Below are 15,869 nucleotides of genomic sequence, written 5' to 3'. Positions count from 1 at the left end.
ATGAAACTGATCATTCTCGACCGCGACGGCGTCATCAACCGCGATCAGGAAACGCCGGTCAGGTCGCCGGCCGAATGGGTGCCGATTCCCGGTTCGCTGGAAGCCATCGCGCGCCTGAACCAGGCCGGCTATCGTGTGGTGGTCGCAAGCAACCAGTCGGGCATCGCGCGCGGCCTGCTCGACATGATGACGCTCAATGCGATCCACCAGAAGATGCACACGGCCGCGCAGGCGGTCGGCGCCGAGATCGACGCCGTATTCTTCTGTCCACATTCGGCCGACGATCATTGCGACTGCCGCAAGCCGCAACCGGGCATGCTCAATGCGATCGCGCAACGTTTCGAGATCGGCCTGAAGGGCGTGCCGCACGTCGGCGATTCGCTGCGCGACCTGCAGGCCGGCTTCGTGGTCGGCTGCAAGCCGTATCTGGTCGGCACAGGCAAAGGCGAGCGCACCTTCGCGAAGGGCGGGCTGCCGCCGGGCACCGAGTTCCTGCCCGACCTGGCCGCCGTGGCCGACCATATTCTTTCGCTGCCGGCGGTTTCCGCGCGCCCGGCCGCCAACCGTCCGGGTGATTCCTGATGCTGTTCCTGCGTTCCCTCGTCTTCGCCATCGGCATGGTGCTTGCCACCACCGTCTGGGCCTTCGTCTGCTTCCTCGCGCTGCCGCTGCCGTACCGCACGCGCTACTACATCACCTCGCGCTGGAACGTCTTCATCGTCTGGCTGGCGAAGGTCGTGTGCGGCATCCGCTATCGCGTCGTCGGCTACGAGAACCTGCCCGACCAGCCGGTGATCCTGCTGTCCAAGCACCAGTCGGCATGGGAGACGATCTTCCTGTTCTACATCATGCCGCGCCCGCTGGTCTATGTGCTCAAGAAGGAACTGATGTACATCCCGCTGTTCGGCTGGGCGCTGGCGCTGTTGCGCATGATTCCGATCGACCGCAGCAACGGCAAGGATGCGTTCGCGCAGGTCGCCAAGTTCGGCCGCATGCGGCTGGCGGACGGCCAGTGGATCATCATGTTCCCCGAAGGCACGCGCACGCCGGTCGGCAGCCAGGGCCGCTACAAGGGCGGCGGCGCGCGTCTCGCGGTCGAGACGAACACGCCGGTGGTGCCGATCGCGCTCAACGCCGGCGAATGCTGGCCGCGCAATTCCTTCATCAAGAAGCCGGGCCTGATCACGGTATCCATCGGCACGCCGATCTCGCCGGAAGGCATGAACGCGGTCGATCTGATGGCACAGGTCGAAAATTGGATAGAATCGGAAATGCGCGTGATCTCGCCGCACGCCTATGCCGGCGAACAGCGCCGCGCAACCGATTGATCCGCTCCGACCACATATAACGACCAACCGCCCTTGAAGCTGCTCCGTCACACTGCTCCCGATCCGCAACAGCTCGCGCTGCAGCTCGACTTCTTCGCGAACGATCACGCCGCGCAGCCGAAGGTGGATCAACCGGCGCCGCCGCAATCGGCACCGCTGCAGGGCGGCATTGCGCCGGTCGAGCCGTCGCGGCCGCTGGCACAGGGCAAGCGTCGCATCCAGATCGGTGAACACGCGCTCGACTATGCGTTGGTGCGCTCCAAGCGCCGCTCGATCGGCTTCATGATCGACGACGACGGCCTGCGCATCACGGCACCCAAGTGGGTCACGCAGAGCGAAATTGACAATGCGATCCACGAGAAGCGGCGCTGGATCTTCAACAAGCTCAACGAACGCCGCGAGCGCTCGGCACGCCGCCTGCAGCCGCAGATGGAATGGCGCGACGGCGGCAAGCTGCCCTACCTGGGCGAGGACATCGTGCTGCGCCTGCGCACCAGCCTGGCGACCGGCATCGCCTACGACGAAACGACGCGCGAATTGACGATCGCCCTGCCGCAGGACGCGGCCGAGCAGCAGTTGAAGGATCGCGTGCAGGGCTGGCTGCAGCTCGAGGCCAAGCGCCTGTTCGGCGAGCGGTTGCCGATCTATGCGGAAAAACTCGGCGTCAGCTACCAGTCGTTCGCCTTGTCGTCAGCGACCACGCAATGGGGTTCGTGCACCGCCGACGGCCGCATCCGCCTCAACTGGCGGCTGATCCATTTTGCGCTGCCGCTGATCGACTACGTGATCGCGCACGAACTCTCGCACCTGCGCGAGATGAACCACAGCCCGCGCTTCTGGGCCACGGTGCAATCGGTGTTCCCGGAATTCGCGGCGGCGCGCAAGGCGCTGCGCGATCATGCGCCGGAGACGCTGCCGATCTTCTGATCGGCGTACCCGCTTCAATCCGCCATCGCAGAGATGGCTGTTCAGCTTCAGATATTCGGAACACGGTCCTGAAGCACGCGCTTCAGAACTTCTCGGTTCCCTCCCAATCCTTGCGTTCGATGAGCTCGACCTTGTAGCCGTCCGGATCGGCGACGAAGGCGATCACGGTACTGCCGCCCTTCACCGGACCTGCTTCGCGCGTGACGTTGCCGCCACCGGCCTTGACGTCGGCGCAGGCCTTGTAGGCATCGGGCACGGCGATCGCGATGTGACCGTAGGCGGTGCCCATCTCGTACTGAGTGACGCCATGGTTGTAGGTCAGCTCGAGTTCCGCGTGTTCGGGATTGCTGCCGTACCCGAGGTAAGCCAGCGTGTAGTTGTATTCGGTGTTTTCCACTTTCCGCAGCAGCGTCATGCCAAGCAGGCGGGTGTAGAAATCGACGGAGCGTTGCAGATCGCCGACGCGCAGCATGGTATGCAGGATACGCATGATAGTCCTCTTGAAAGCAGGGTTATTCGAAGACGAGATTGTATGCCCGCGCGGCATTTTCTGCCGACGGCCCTGCGGCAGGAGCGGCTAGGCGTGCAGCAGATTGGTCAGCGCCACGTACTGTTCCATGGCGATGGCTTCGGGACGCAGTTGCGGGTCGATGCCGGCGGCGATCAGCTGCTGCTCGTCGGCCATGCCGGCCAGACAATTGCGGATCACCTTGCGGCGCTGCGAGAACGCCTTCTGTACCACCTGCTCGAGCTTTTCGCCGTCGCAGGGCAAGGGCTGCGCGAGCGGGATCATGCGCACGATGGCCGAATCGACGCGCGGCGGCGGGTCGAAGGCGTCGGGCGGCACCACGAACATGAGCTCCATGTGGTAGCGCCATTGCAGCATCACCGACAGGCGGCCGAAGGCCTTGCTGCCCGGTTCCGCCACCATGCGTTCGACGACTTCCTTCTGCAGCATGAAATGCTGGTCCTGCACGCGTGGCGCGATCGACGCCAGATGGAACAGCAGCGGGCTCGAGATGTTGTACGGCAGGTTGCCGACCACGCGCAGCTTGCGCTCCGGCGGCACGGGAATGCTGGCGAAATCGAACTGCAGCGCGTCGGCCGAGTGCACGGTCAGCCGGTCCGCGCCAAAATTCTTTTTCAGATAGACGACCAGGTCGCGGTCGAGTTCGACCACGTGCATGTCGCCGACGCGATCGACGAGCAGGCGCGTCATGGCTGCCAGACCGGGACCGATCTCGACCATGGTGTCCTGCGGCTGCGGTGCGATGACATCGATGATGTTGTGCAGAACCGCGTCGTCCTTCAGGAAGTTCTGGCCGAAGCGCTTGCGTGGAATGTGTTTCATGAAGGAATGCCAAGGCCGGCATGCCGCCGGCCATCAGGTTAAGAGGAAGCGCCGGACGAGGCGCGCACGGCCTGCGCCATCTGCGCCGCAACGCGGATCGCCTCGACCATGCTGCCGTAGTCCGCCTGCCCCAGCCCGGCGGCAGCGAGGTCGAGCGCGGTGCCGTGGTCCACCGAAGTGCGGATGATCGGCAGGCCGAGCGTGATGTTGACGCCGAGGCCGAAACTCGCGTACTTGAGCACCGGCAAACCCTGATCGTGATACATCGCCAGCACGCAGTCGGCATGCGCGAGATGGCGCTGCTGGAACAGCGTGTCGGCCGGATACGGACCGCGCACCTCCATTCCCCTCGCCGCTGCCGCCTGCAATGTCGGCTTGATCACGTCGATCTCCTCGCGCCCCAGGTAGCCGTCCTCGCCCGCATGCGGATTGAGGCCGGTGACCAGGATGCGCGGCTGCGCGATGCCGAACTTGTTGCGCAGATCGGCATGCACGATGTCGAGGATAGCCGACAGGCGTTCGACCGTGATGGCCGCCGCGATGTCCTTCAGCGCCAGGTGCGTGGTCGCCAGCGCCACGCGCAGCGGTTGCGGCGTCGCATTGGTCGCCAGCATCATCACGACCTGCGGCGTGCCGGTGCGTTCGGCCAGGTATTCGGTATGGCCGGTGAACGGCACGCCGGCATCGTTGATCGTGGATTTCTGCAGCGGCGCGGTGACGATGGCATCGAAACGCTTCTGCATGGCGCCGTCGATGGCGACGTCGAGCGTCTGCAGCACGGCATGGCCGTTGTGCGCATCCAGTTGACCTGCCGTCACCGGCGCCGCCAACGGGCAGTCGATGACCATCAACTGGTCGCGTGCAGCGGAGGGAAACGCCACCTCATGCGCCGACAGCTGCACCAGTTCGATGGCGGGATTGATCGCCTGCGCGATGCGCGACAGCAGCGCGATATCGCCGATCAATACGCTGCATGCATCGGCCCGCAATTCCCACGCTGCACGCAGCGAGATCTCCGGCCCGATTCCTGCCGGCTCGCCGCAGGTGATGGCAATGATCGGGCGCTTGCTCATGCTCGGAGAAACGTCTTACTGCTCGTCGATGCGGTATTCGACGTAAGCCTGATCGCGCACCTGGCGCAGCCAGTCCTGGGTCGCCTCCTCGAGCTTCTGCTCGCGGATTGCCTGGCGTGCCGCCATCCGCTTGCGTTCCTGCGAGACGTCGTCGATCTTGCGTTCCTTGACCAGAATCAGGTGGTAACCGAAAGGCGATTCGATCGGTTCGCTGACCTGGCCGACCGCCAGTTCGTCCATCGCGCGCTCGAATTCCGGCACCGTGTCGCCCGGATAGATCCAGCCCAGATCGCCGCCCTTGGATGCCGAGAAATCGTTGGAATACAGGCGTGCCAGTTCCTCGAAGGTCGCCGCATTGTTGTCCAGGCGCTGCTTGAGTTCGGTCAGCTTGCGGCGCGCCTCGGCCGCCGTCACCACCTGGTTCACCTTGATGAGAATGTGGCTTGCGTGCGTCTGCTGCACGCTCGGCGTCGCCGCTGCCTGCTGGCCGCCATCCGCGCCGCCGCGCATCACGCTCTGCGTACGGCGGCCAACCAGTTTGAGGATGTGGAAGCCGTTGGCGCTGCGCACCAGCGGTGCGATCTGACCCTGCTGCAGATTGGCTGTGGCATCGACGAACAGTTGCGGCAGACGATCCTGCGCGCGCCAGCCGAGCTCACCGCCGTTCAACCCGTCCGGCGCATCCGAATAGGCGGCCGCCAGCTTGGCGAAATCTCCACCCGCCTGCAATTGCGCCAGCACTTCGTCCGCGCGCTGCTTGCTCTGCGCCAGTTGCTGCTGTGTCGGGTTTTCCGGGATGCGGATCAGGATTTGCGCAATATTCAATTCCTGCGGAGCAGCGGCGGCATTGCCGTTGTCGTGCGCGGCGAGGAAGACATCGATCTCAGCATCCGATACCTGAATCTTGTTGTCAACCTCCACCTCGCGCAGACGCTGCATGGTGATCTCGCTACGAATTTCCTCACGGAAGGCCGGATACGACATGCCATCCTGCTCGAGACGCTGGCGGAATTCGCTCATGCCCATGTTGTTCTGATCCGCGATCCTGGCGATGGCGCGGTCGAGCATCGCATCGTCGACACGGATACCGCGTTCCTTGGCCTGCTGCAGCTGCGCCTTCTCGACGATCATGCGTTCGAGCAACTGGCGCTGCAATTGCTGGACCGGCGGCATCTGTCCACCCTGGCTTTGCAGACGTTGCTCCACCATCTGCAAACGCTGCAGAAACTCGTAGCGCGTGATGACATCGCTGTTGACCACCACCAGGATCGCATCGGCCAGCCGCGGCTGTACGCGTGCGGCATTCGCGTTGCCAGAGGAAGCACTCATGTCCTGCGCCTGAACACCGGGCGCCAATCCGCAAAGCAGGCCCAATACCGTCAACGCCGTGCGTGCCTTGTGCGAATGACTCCGTACTGCGGGCATCGAAACAATTTTTTTCATGCCGAGTTTTTTCATGATTACATGCCACTTACATTGGATGGTTGACTGATGAGCTGATAGCCGGGAACGTTGTTGCGAATCGCCGTCATCGGATCGGAGCCCAGCCTGGTCAGGCCGCTTAGTTCGAGCTGGAAGAACAGGCTGGTGTTCGATTCGCCGGTACCGGTCGGCAGGCGCTGGGCGACTACGCGGAAGATCCAGCAATCGGCCTTGTATTCGAGGCCAAGCAGTCCTTCGGAAATCTTGTTGCCGGATTTGATCTTCTGATTGTTGTTCAGCAAGGCGTAGTCGGACAGCGAATAGTTGATGCGCCCCACACCATACCAGCGGTCACTCAACGGCCACTGTCCTGAGACGTCAATCTGGCTCAATTCGTTCGGCTTGTCGCGACGGTAGGTCAGGTTCAACACCTTCTTCGGCGCCGGCCGCCAGGTCAATCCGTAATTGGCCCGGCTGATGGTCTTCTGGGTTGCGCTGTATTGCAGCGTACCTTCTGTACTCAGCGTATCCGACAGTTTCAGAGCTGCCGCTGCCAGAATGTCCGATTTTTTGTCATCACTTGGCACCTGATTCGGCCGCAACGTCACCTGAGGCGCCTCGAAGTAATAACGCTGCCCCAATGCCAAACGCAATCTTTCCTCACCATTGTCCTCGATGAAACGCGAAACGATTGCTGCCGTCAGCTGATTAGCATCACTGATACGATCATTGCCGATGAAACGATTTTCATTGAAGATTTGCGCAAAGCTAAGATCAGCTTCGGCCGAATCGAAGTTCGGCAGCATGCTTTGGTCGCGATAAGGTGTCTTTACATAAAAAAGACGTGGCTCAATGGTCTGAGTCATCGCCTCGCCAAGGAAATTTGCTTCCCGCTCGAAGACCAAGCCGGTATTCAGCGAAAATGTTGGCAAGACACGGCTGTAGCTGGCGTTGATATCACTACTGGAATCCCGAATATCGTAACTCGTGGCATTCAACGTGACTTTTGGCGTAATGAAATAACCTGGTCGAATAATCGGATAGGAGATGCTCGAATTGACGTGGTAGCGGTCTCCGTTACGTGGAGTCAGTAATTCTCTTTCTCCGGTGATCCGATTCACAACGAAGCGACGATTGTTGATGTCAAGATAGTCGTCGGGATTATAGAATCTCGTCCCTTCCGCATTGAACGTCCAATCAAATCCATTGATGTCTTGGCGCGCGGAGGTGAAGGTGAGCTGAGGCAAACGATCGTAAGGGCGACCGATTCTCGATAATGAGTCCTGCAGAACCTGATAGTTGGAAGCCCTAGCACTGGCATTCCAGAAATCCCCCGCATAGTTGAAATACAAGTCACGCAACAGCAGGCGATTGGTACTGGTTGCCAGATCACGCGAAAAGTCACGCGGGTAGTTGTCGTCCGATGCCGCATTGATGTTCCAGCGGAACGAGGCACGCGGACTCAGGCGCTGGGTATGAACCGTCGAGATGAAATAGCGGTCGGTCTTGGTCTCGCGATCATTGCCCAGATATTCGAACTTGGTCTCGCCCGCATACGTATTCCCCAGATAGCGCGCCTCGCCGCCGATCTGCACGCCACGCTTGGCGATGATGCGCGGCGACAGCGTGAAGTCGCGGTTCGGCGCGATATTGAAGTAATACGGCACCATGATTTCCAGGCCGCCGCGGCTGCTGGTGCCGATACTTGGCGGCAGCACGCCCGACTTGCGCTCACCGGACAGCGGGAAGGACATGTAGGGCGTACCGATCACCGGCACACCCTTGAAATAGATGAGGGTGGTACCCGCAGTGCCGACGTCGCGTCCCTTGTCGAGGCGCATGGTGTTGGCGCTCAGATACCAGTCAGGATCGGGGCCTTCACAGGTACTGTAGGTGCCCTGATGAATGAAGGCGCGATCCTCCGATTCGAAATCGATGCGATTCGCGGCGCCCTGGCCATTGTTGGCCTTGATATGGTAGGTCGGATTATCGACATAGCCTTCGCCGGCGTCCATCTTGTAGCGCAGCTTGTCGCCCGTGTAGCGATCGCCAAAGCGCGTCATCCTCACATTGCCGCTGGCCTCCACTTCATCCTCCGCGATCCAGTAAGTCGCACGGTCCGCATTGAGGGTGGTGCCGCCGCGGATGACCTCCACATCGCGTTCCAGAAACAGCTCGCGGTCGGGACGTCCCGTCATCTGCTCGGAGCTGACGTTGGTCGGCGCATTGGCGTCGTTGTCCGGCGAAGAGGCCGCTGTCTGCGCCGATACTGCAAACGGCAAGGCGGAAATGGCTGCCACCATCGCCGTTTTCGCCATCATGGCCCGTGGCTGGGGAAGGAGGGAAGCAAGCCAGGTCATGAAAATAAGGAAGTGAGTACCATCGCTGGCGTCTTTTTGAAATTAATCCCTTATTATATGGGAACTCACAGCCCGCCAACCGGATTAGCCAAGCCTGCTTCATGTCATCCCCAGCCCAGCCAAACCTCCAGCCGAACTCCACGGACGATCTGCGTCTGAACGAAATCAGGAACTGGATCGCCACCTTCGATTCGCCTGTCCTGCACCCCGCTTCGCTGCGCCCTGCCTCGGCCGACGCCAGCTTCCGCCGCTATTTCCGCGCGGAAGACAAGGAAGGACGCTCGTGGATCGTGATGGATGCGCCACCGCCGCAGGAAGACGTGCAACCGTTCCTGCATGTGAACCGGCTGTTCGCGCAGACCGGCGTGTCGGTGCCGACCGTGGTGCAGCAGGACGTGGAACGCGGCTTCCTGCTGCTGTCCGACCTCGGCAGCACGACCTACCTGCAAGCGCTGTCACCGGATACCGCCCACAAGCTCTACCTCGACGCCATCGATTCGCTGGTGCTGCTGCAAACCCAAAGCCAACCCGACGTGCTGCCCGAGTACGACCGTGCACTGCTGCTGCGCGAGATGATGCTGTTCCCGGAATGGTATGTCGGCAAGCATCTCGGCACGACACTGAACGACAAGCAGCAGGCGGCGCTGAACGGCGTGTTCGATCTGCTGCTGGCGAACAACCTCGCGCAGCCGCAGGTCTATGTGCACCGCGACTACCATTCGCGCAACCTGATGGTGCTGCCGCAGGGCAATCCGGGCATCCTCGATTTCCAGGACGCCGTGTTCGGCCCGATCACCTACGACCTGGCCTCGCTGCTGCGCGACGCCTACATCCAGTGGGACGAAGAGCTCGTGCTCGACTGGGTGATCCGCTACTGGGAGCGCGCGCGCCGCGCCGGATTGCCGGTCAACCCGGACATCGACGCCTTCTATCGCGATTTCGAATTCATGGGCCTGCAGCGCCACCTGAAGGTGCTCGGCATCTTCGCGCGCCTCTACCATCGTGACGGCAAGGACGGCTATCTCAACGACCTGCCGCTGGTCATGGAATACACACGCAAGGTGTCCTACCGCTACAAGGAGCTGGCGCCGCTGGTCAAGCTGCTCGACGAACTGGAAAACAAGGCGCCGCAGGTCGGCTACACCTTCTGATGCCGGCGATTCCTCACGCGACGGTGACGCGATGAAAGCGATGATCTTTGCCGCCGGCCGCGGCGAGCGCATGCGCCCGCTGACCGATGCCTGCCCCAAGCCGCTGCTCAAGGTGCGCGGCCGTCCGCTGATCGTCTGGCACATCCTCAACCTGGTGCGCGCCGGCATCACCGAGATCGTCATCAATCACGCACACCTGGGTCACCTGATCGAGGAGGCGCTCGGCAACGGCGAACGCTTCGGCGCACGCATCGCCTATTCGGCCGAGGGCACCGCGCTCGAGACCGCCGGCGGCATCGCCCAGGCGCGCCACCTGCTCGGCGAGCAACCCTTCCTTGCCCTTGCAGGCGACATCTACTGCCCCCATTTCGATTTCAGACAGACATTCGACGTGCTGGAGGACAACGACGTCTGGGGCAATCCGCATCCGGCCGACCGGCGCGACGTCGCCTGGCTGTACCTGGTCAGGAACCCGGCGCACAATCCGCAGGGCGACTTCGCGCTGAACAGCTTCGGCATCGCCAATGAAGGCGAACCGCGCCATACCTTCTCCGGCATCGGCGTCTATCGTCCGTCGATGTTCGACGCCATCGAAGCGGGCCAGCCCGCCAAACTGGTCACGCTGCTGCGCGAATACGCGGCGCGCGGCCAGATCGGCGGCGAACTCTATCGCGGCGACTGGACCGACGTCGGCACCCCGGAACGACTGGCGGCACTGAATGCGCCGCCGACAGGAGGCATCATCAAATGAATCCCTATGCAACGCGCCGCGCGGCGCTGATCGCGCAGATGCAGGCCAGGGGCGGCGGCGTCGCCATCCTCCCGACCGCGCCCGAAGTCATGCGCAATCGCGACGCCGACTATCCGTATCGCCACGACAGCTATTTCTATTACCTGACCGGCTTCACCGAACCCGAAGCCGTGCTGGTGCTGGTCGCAGGCGAGAAAAACGAATCCATCCTGTTCTGCCGCGAAAAGAATCTCGAACGCGAAATCTGGGACGGCTTCCGCTACGGTCCGGAAGCGGCGCGCACCACCTTCGGCGTCGATGCTGCCCATGCGATCGACGCCATCGATGCCGAACTGCCCAGACTGATGGCCAATGCGCCGGCGCTGTATTACGCGCTCGGCAGCGACGCCAAGCTCGATGCGCAGGTGCAGCGCTGGCTGCAATCGGTGCGCGCGCAGGCGCGTGCCGGCGTCACGCCGCCGGCCGCCGCCTACGACGTGCAGATCCTGCTCGACGACATGCGCCTGAAGAAGGATGCGACCGAGATCGATATCATGCAGCGCTCGGCCGACATCGCCGCTGCCGCGCACCGCCGCGCCATGCGCCTCGCGCGTCCCGGCCTGCGCGAATACCATCTGGAAGCCGAACTACTGCACGAATTCCGCACCAGCGGCGCACAGTTTCCGGCCTACACCTCCATCGTCGCCACCGGCCCCAATGCCTGCGTGCTGCACTACCGCGCCGGCGATGCCGAACTCAAGGACGGCGACCTGGTGCTCATCGACGCCGGCTGCGAACTCGACAGCTATGCTTCCGACATCACGCGTACCTTCCCTGCCAACGGCCGATTCTCCGGCCCGCAGAAGGAACTCTACGAAATCGTGCTGGCCTCGCAGTACGCCGCGATCGAAGAGACGCGTCCCGGCAAGCGCTTCATGGACGGCCACGATGCCGCCGTGCGCGTGCTGGCGCAGGGCATGCTCGACACCGGCCTGCTCGACGCCGACAAGGTCGGCCATCTCGACGACGTGATCGAAAGCCGCGCCTACAGCCAGTTCTACATGCACCGCACCGGCCACTGGCTCGGCATGGACGTGCATGACGTCGGCGACTATCGCGACCCGGCGCCGGCCGGCGCCGACCGCCCGTGGCGCACGCTCGAAGCCGGCATGGTGCTGACGGTCGAACCCGGCATCTACGTGCAACCGGCCGAAGGCGTGCCGGAGCAGTACTGGAACATCGGCATCCGCATCGAGGACGACGCGCTGGTCACTGCCGACGGCGTGCACATCCTGAGCGCCGCCGCCCCCAAGACGGTGGCCGACATCGAAGCGCTGATGCGCGATACCGCGCGCTGACAGCATGCAGACCGACGTCGACATCGCCATCTGCGGCGCCGGACCGGTCGGCCTGGCACTGGCCGTCATGCTCGTGCAGCGCGGCATTGCACCCTCATGCATCGCGCTGATCGATGCGCGGCCGGCGCAACAGGCCGTGCGCGACCCGCGCTCGATCGCGCTGTCGTGGGGCAGCCGGCAGATTCTCGAACAGCTCGATGCATGGCCGTCCGCCGCCACCGCCATCGAACAGATCCATGTCTCGCGTCGCGGTCATTTCGGCCGTACGCTGATCGACCGCAGCGCATACCGCCTGCCGGCGCTCGGCTACGTGCTGCGCTACGGCGCCATCGTCGAGGCGCTCGAGCGCCAGGTTGCGAAGAGCGGCATCCGCCTGATACGTCCCGCCACCGTGACCGGCATCCTCGACGTGGAAGGCGGCGCCCGCATCGTGTTCGGGAACCAGCCATCCCTCGTCGCCCGTCTCGTGGTGCAGGCCGAAGGCGGCGTGTTCGGCGAACAGGAAAGGAAGAAACTGCATCGCGACTACGAGCAGACCGCCGTGGTCGCGCACGTGAAGGCCGATGCGCCGGTTCCGCACCGCGCCTTCGAACGGTTCTGCGACGAAGGCCCGCTGGCCCTGTTGCCGCAGGAAGACGGCTATGCGCTGGTCTGGTGTGTGCGCCCGGAATCGGCACGACGGCTGCTCGCGCTGGAGGACCGCAAGTTCCTGGAAGAACTGGGCCACGCGTTCGGCACACGGCTCGGACGCTTCACCGGCGTCTCCCCACGCGGCGCCTTTGCGCTCGGACTCAATGCGCACGTCGCCGATCGCCGGCACGTGGTCGCCATCGGCAATGCCGCGCAGACGCTGCACCCGGTTGCCGGCCAGGGACTCAATCTGGGCCTGCGCGACGCAACCGTACTGGCAAACATCCTGCAAACCGAAAGCCTGGAGAATGCGGCCCTCCTCTTCACCGCCGCGCGCCGCAGCGATCGTCGCACCACCACGCGGCTGACCGATCTGATGGCGCGCATCTTCGCCTCCTCGCCGCAGGGCAGCCCGGTGCAGGGAATCCTCGGACTGTCGCTGGGCTGCATCGACGGCCTGCCGTCCGCCAAGAAACTGCTGGCGGAACAAATGATGTACGGCCGACGCAACTGATCGCCGGTTCCGCTGCCGCTACGGCATGGAACTTGCTCGCAAGACCAGCGTCACAGTCCCTTGCGAGATCCGAAATGAAAGCGCGCTACACGAAAACCCGGGCTATCGGTACAATTCCGTCCATGCGTCATTTCTCTGCGTTCCTGTTCATGCTCTGTCTTGCGCTCTCGTGGGCGTGGACGGACTCCGTCGCATGCCAGGGTCCGCAGCAGAATGCAGCCTCCGTGCGCGGCGACTTCCCTGCCGCGCAGACCGCCCTGCTCCGGCAGGGATTGCCTACCGCCGACGGCACCTTTGCCCTCGTCGCCGAACGGCCGACCGCTCCCTGGAACGAAGCGTTTGCTGGCAACCATGGCTGCCAAGCCTCGCCTGGCGACAGCACACTTGCCGATACGCAGTCGCCCGATCCGCACGAACTCGACCTGCTGCTGTACGCTCCCCTGGTCAGTGCAGAAGTGCACAACGCACCGGCCCTCGCGTCCGCCCATCCGCCTCGAATGGGACCGGCTTTCCGCTCCTACCGCCCGCCTTCACTGAAGGCCTGATCTTCCCTTTCCTGTCGGAATAGCCTGCGAGCCATTCCTTTTCCTCGTCGCGTGCAGCAAGGCGCGGCGTGACCTCGCTTCAACGAAAGTCCATGAAACCAATCACACTCCTCGTGTCGGTGTGTCTGGCCGGCGTGTGGTCCTGTGCGACCGCAGCGCAGCCCTATACACTCGACCAGCTCCTGTCCCTCGCCATGCAGGGAAACAAGGGGGTGGAAGCAGCCGCAGCCGGTGTCGATGCTGCGCGCGCCGGCATCGCCTCGGCCGCTGCCTACCCGAATCCCGAAGTCGAATACACCAGCGGCCGCGTCTCGGCCCGCGTACCGGGTGCTGCAACCGGCACCGGCCAGACCGTCGCGATCACGCAAAGAATCGACCTGCCCAGCCAGCGCTACCTGCGTCAGGAAATGGCACGCAAGACACTCGGCGCCACCGCCGCCGGCCAGGATCAGTTCGTGGTTGAACTGCTGGCACAGGTCAAGCGCGGCTTCTATGAAACCCTGCGCCGCGAGGCCGAGTTCGAAGCCACGCTCGAGGACCTGGCGCTCACGCAGCAGTTGCACGAGCGCGCCCAGGTGCGCGTCGACGTCGGCGATGCGCCCAGGTACGAAGCCATCCGCGTTGGCGCCGAACTGCTGAACGCCCAGAAGAACAGCCAGAGCGCCCTGTTGCGCGTCAATCAGGCCAAGTCCTTCCTGCGCGGACAGATCGGCGAGATCCTGCCGGTCGGCTTCGCGGTCGAAGGCAGCATGGGCAAGGTGGCGCCGCTGACCACGCTCGAGGAATTGCGACAGACCATGCTGTCGACCAATCCCGAACTGATCCAGTATCGCCGCGAACTCGAACGTGCCGGGGTCGCCATCGATTACCAGCGCGCACTGCGCATGCCGAACGTGGCGCTCAAGGCGAGCTCGACGCGCGACCCCGAAGTACGCGACACGCAGTTCGGCATCGTCATGACGCTGCCGCTGTGGGATCGTAATCGCGGTCCGATCGACGAGGCCGCCGCCAATGCCATACGCGTCCGCGGCCTGCTCGAGGCACGCGAATTCGAGATGACGCAGCAGCTCGATTCCGCCTACCAGCAATACCAGATCGCCGCCTCGCAGGTCGAGGCGCTGGAATCGGGCATCGTGCGACAGGCCGAAAGCGCCCTGCGCGTCGCAGAAGCCGCCTATCGCTACGGCGAGCGCGGCATCATCGATTATCTCGACGCGCAACGCGTGCTGCGCACCGCACGCAACGACCTCATCGCCGCCCAGTTCGATCTGCACGTGGCCGCCATCGAAATCGAACGGCTGCTGGCCAAACCCCTTACAGGTACTCATCCATGAATCCGCGACTCTCTTCCTCCGCAGCGCTGATTGCGCTTTGCCTCTCGCTCGCCGCCTGCGGCGACAAACCGCAACCTGCCGCCGAGCCGGCCAAGCAGACCGATCCCAATACCGTCGTCGCCGACGAGGCGATGCGCGCCCGCATCAAGCTCGACACGGTCAAGATGGCGCCGTTCAGCGACGTGCTGCGCGTGGCCGGCCTGATCGACTTCGACCGCCAGCGCATGGCGCGCATCGGCGCGCCGGTCACCGGCCGCGTGGCCGACATCACGACCACGCTCGGCCAGGCCGTCAAGCCCGGCGACGTGCTGGCGCGCCTGCACAGCACCGAACTCGGCAGCGCGCAGCTCGCCTATCTGAAGGCGCGCGCGCAGGCCGAACTGCAGATGGACAACAAGGAACGCGCACGCCAGCTGTTCGCCGCCGACGTCATCGGCAAGGCCGAATTGCAGCGCCGCGAGAACGAGGCGGCGGTCGCCGCCGCCGAATCGCGCGCCGCGTCCGATCAGCTCAAGGTGCTCGGCATGTCGGCCGGCACGATTGCCAACCTCGGCAAGAGCGGCGAGATCAGTTCGTTCTCGCCGGTGGTCTCCACACTGCGCGGCTCGGTGGTCGAGTTCAAGGTCGCGCCGGGCCAGGTGGTGCAGCCCGCCGATGCGCTGTTCACCGTGGCCGACCTGTCGCAGGTGTGGGCCGTGGCCGAAGTGCCGGAGCAGCAGGCCGATCTGGTCGAGGTCGGGCAGATGGTCGACATCGAGGTGCCGGCGCTCGGTCATCGCCGCATCGCCGGCGAACTCATCTACGTCGGCCAGATCGTCAACCCGGAAACCCGTACCGTGCAGGTACGCACCGCGCTCGACAACAAGGACGGCCGCCTGAAGCCGGCCATGCTGGCGACCATGCTGATCGCCAGCCGGCCCACCGATCAGCTGGTGATTCCGGCTTCAGCCGTGGTCCGCTTCGAGAACGAGGATCTCGTCTATGTCGAGAGCAGGGAGGGCCAGTACCGCGCGACCCAGGTGCAACTTGGCCAGTCGCACAACGGCACACGTACCGTCGTGTCCGGCCTCAAGGAAGGCGACCGCATCGTGACCGAAGGCGCCTTCCATCTGAACAACCAGCGTACCGGCGTCGCCCAGGAGTAAG

At 63.7% G+C, this 15,869-nt stretch carries 15 protein-coding genes; 10 read left to right on the top strand and 5 right to left on the bottom strand.

Going from position 1 to position 15,869, the window contains the following annotated elements:
* Genes gmhB through IEV38_RS13355 form a run of 3 tightly spaced genes read left to right on the top strand, consistent with a single transcriptional unit; the run spans nt 1 to nt 2,255 of the window.
* A complete protein-coding gene (gene gmhB / locus IEV38_RS13365) occupies nt 1-582 on the top strand; it encodes a D-glycero-beta-D-manno-heptose 1,7-bisphosphate 7-phosphatase (RefSeq protein ID WP_188396868.1) in 582 nt (193 codons plus the stop codon).
* Nucleotides 582-1,328 (top strand): lysophospholipid acyltransferase family protein, encoded by a 747-nt coding sequence (locus tag IEV38_RS13360; protein WP_188396866.1) that lies wholly within the window; start codon nt 582-584, stop codon nt 1,326-1,328. The genes gmhB and IEV38_RS13360 overlap by 1 nt, the downstream gene beginning before the upstream one ends.
* A gap of 33 nt (nt 1,329-1,361) precedes the next feature.
* Nucleotides 1,362-2,255 (top strand): M48 family metallopeptidase, encoded by an 894-nt coding sequence (locus IEV38_RS13355; protein WP_188396864.1) that lies wholly within the window; start codon nt 1,362-1,364, stop codon nt 2,253-2,255.
* 82 nt (nt 2,256-2,337) lie between these two features.
* On the opposite strand, the gene gloA is transcribed toward IEV38_RS13355, so the two are convergent.
* The 5 genes from gloA to IEV38_RS13330 form a co-directional block, all read right to left on the bottom strand.
* On the bottom strand, nt 2,338-2,745 hold the full coding sequence (gene gloA / locus IEV38_RS13350; RefSeq protein WP_188396862.1) for a lactoylglutathione lyase: 408 nt from the start codon (nt 2,743-2,745) through the stop codon (nt 2,338-2,340).
* Nucleotides 2,746-2,832: 87 nt separating this feature from the next.
* Nucleotides 2,833-3,606, bottom strand: a complete 774-nt coding sequence (gene rsmA, locus IEV38_RS13345; RefSeq protein ID WP_188396860.1) for a 16S rRNA (adenine(1518)-N(6)/adenine(1519)-N(6))-dimethyltransferase RsmA — start codon at nt 3,604-3,606, stop codon at nt 2,833-2,835.
* 38 nt (nt 3,607-3,644) lie between these two features.
* Nucleotides 3,645-4,679: a 4-hydroxythreonine-4-phosphate dehydrogenase PdxA gene (gene pdxA / locus IEV38_RS13340; protein WP_188396858.1), complete on the bottom strand. Its 1,035-nt coding sequence runs from the start codon at nt 4,677-4,679 to the stop codon at nt 3,645-3,647.
* 15 nt (nt 4,680-4,694) lie between these two features.
* Nucleotides 4,695-6,122, bottom strand: coding sequence for a peptidylprolyl isomerase (locus IEV38_RS13335; RefSeq protein WP_188396856.1), 1,428 nt, complete (start codon nt 6,120-6,122; stop codon nt 4,695-4,697).
* Nucleotides 6,123-6,139: 17 nt separating this feature from the next.
* The gene (locus IEV38_RS13330) at nt 6,140-8,422 is read right to left on the bottom strand and encodes an LPS-assembly protein LptD (RefSeq protein WP_229729047.1); all 2,283 of its coding nucleotides are present in this window, start codon (nt 8,420-8,422) and stop codon (nt 6,140-6,142) included.
* Between the two features lie 140 nt (nt 8,423-8,562).
* On the opposite strand from IEV38_RS13330, the gene IEV38_RS13325 reads away from it, so the two are divergent.
* The 7 genes from IEV38_RS13325 to IEV38_RS13295 all read left to right on the top strand — a co-directional run bounded on the left by IEV38_RS13325 (nt 8,563) and on the right by IEV38_RS13295 (nt 15,868).
* A complete protein-coding gene (locus tag IEV38_RS13325) occupies nt 8,563-9,612 on the top strand; it encodes an aminoglycoside phosphotransferase family protein (RefSeq protein ID WP_188396854.1) in 1,050 nt (349 codons plus the stop codon).
* A 31-nt stretch (nt 9,613-9,643) separates the two neighbouring features.
* Entirely contained in the window at nt 9,644-10,363 is a 720-nt protein-coding gene (gene murU / locus IEV38_RS13320; RefSeq protein WP_188396852.1) for an N-acetylmuramate alpha-1-phosphate uridylyltransferase MurU, read from the top strand.
* Nucleotides 10,360-11,700 carry a Xaa-Pro aminopeptidase gene (pepP, locus tag IEV38_RS13315; RefSeq protein WP_188396849.1) on the top strand — a complete coding sequence of 447 codons (1,341 nt, stop codon included), beginning with the start codon at nt 10,360-10,362 and terminating at the stop codon, nt 11,698-11,700. The genes murU and pepP overlap by 4 nt, the downstream gene beginning before the upstream one ends.
* Nucleotides 11,701-11,704: 4 nt before the next feature.
* Nucleotides 11,705-12,844, top strand: a complete 1,140-nt coding sequence (locus IEV38_RS13310; protein ID WP_188396847.1) for an FAD-dependent monooxygenase — start codon at nt 11,705-11,707, stop codon at nt 12,842-12,844.
* A 122-nt stretch (nt 12,845-12,966) separates the two neighbouring features.
* Nucleotides 12,967-13,389, top strand: a complete 423-nt coding sequence (locus IEV38_RS13305) for a hypothetical protein (RefSeq protein ID WP_188396845.1) — start codon at nt 12,967-12,969, stop codon at nt 13,387-13,389.
* A 92-nt stretch (nt 13,390-13,481) separates the two neighbouring features.
* Entirely contained in the window at nt 13,482-14,723 is a 1,242-nt protein-coding gene (locus tag IEV38_RS13300; RefSeq protein ID WP_188396843.1) for a TolC family protein, read from the top strand.
* On the top strand, nt 14,720-15,868 hold the full coding sequence (locus IEV38_RS13295) for an efflux RND transporter periplasmic adaptor subunit (RefSeq protein ID WP_188396842.1): 1,149 nt from the start codon (nt 14,720-14,722) through the stop codon (nt 15,866-15,868). Before IEV38_RS13300 ends, IEV38_RS13295 begins: the two co-directional genes overlap by 4 nt.
* Nucleotide 15,869: the final 1 nt, after the last annotated feature.

Source organism: Oxalicibacterium flavum (genome assembly GCF_014635065.1).
GTDB classification, from domain to species: Bacteria; Pseudomonadota; Gammaproteobacteria; order Burkholderiales; family Burkholderiaceae_D; genus Oxalicibacterium; species Oxalicibacterium flavum.
This window is presented reverse-complemented; position numbering and strand designations above follow the sequence as displayed.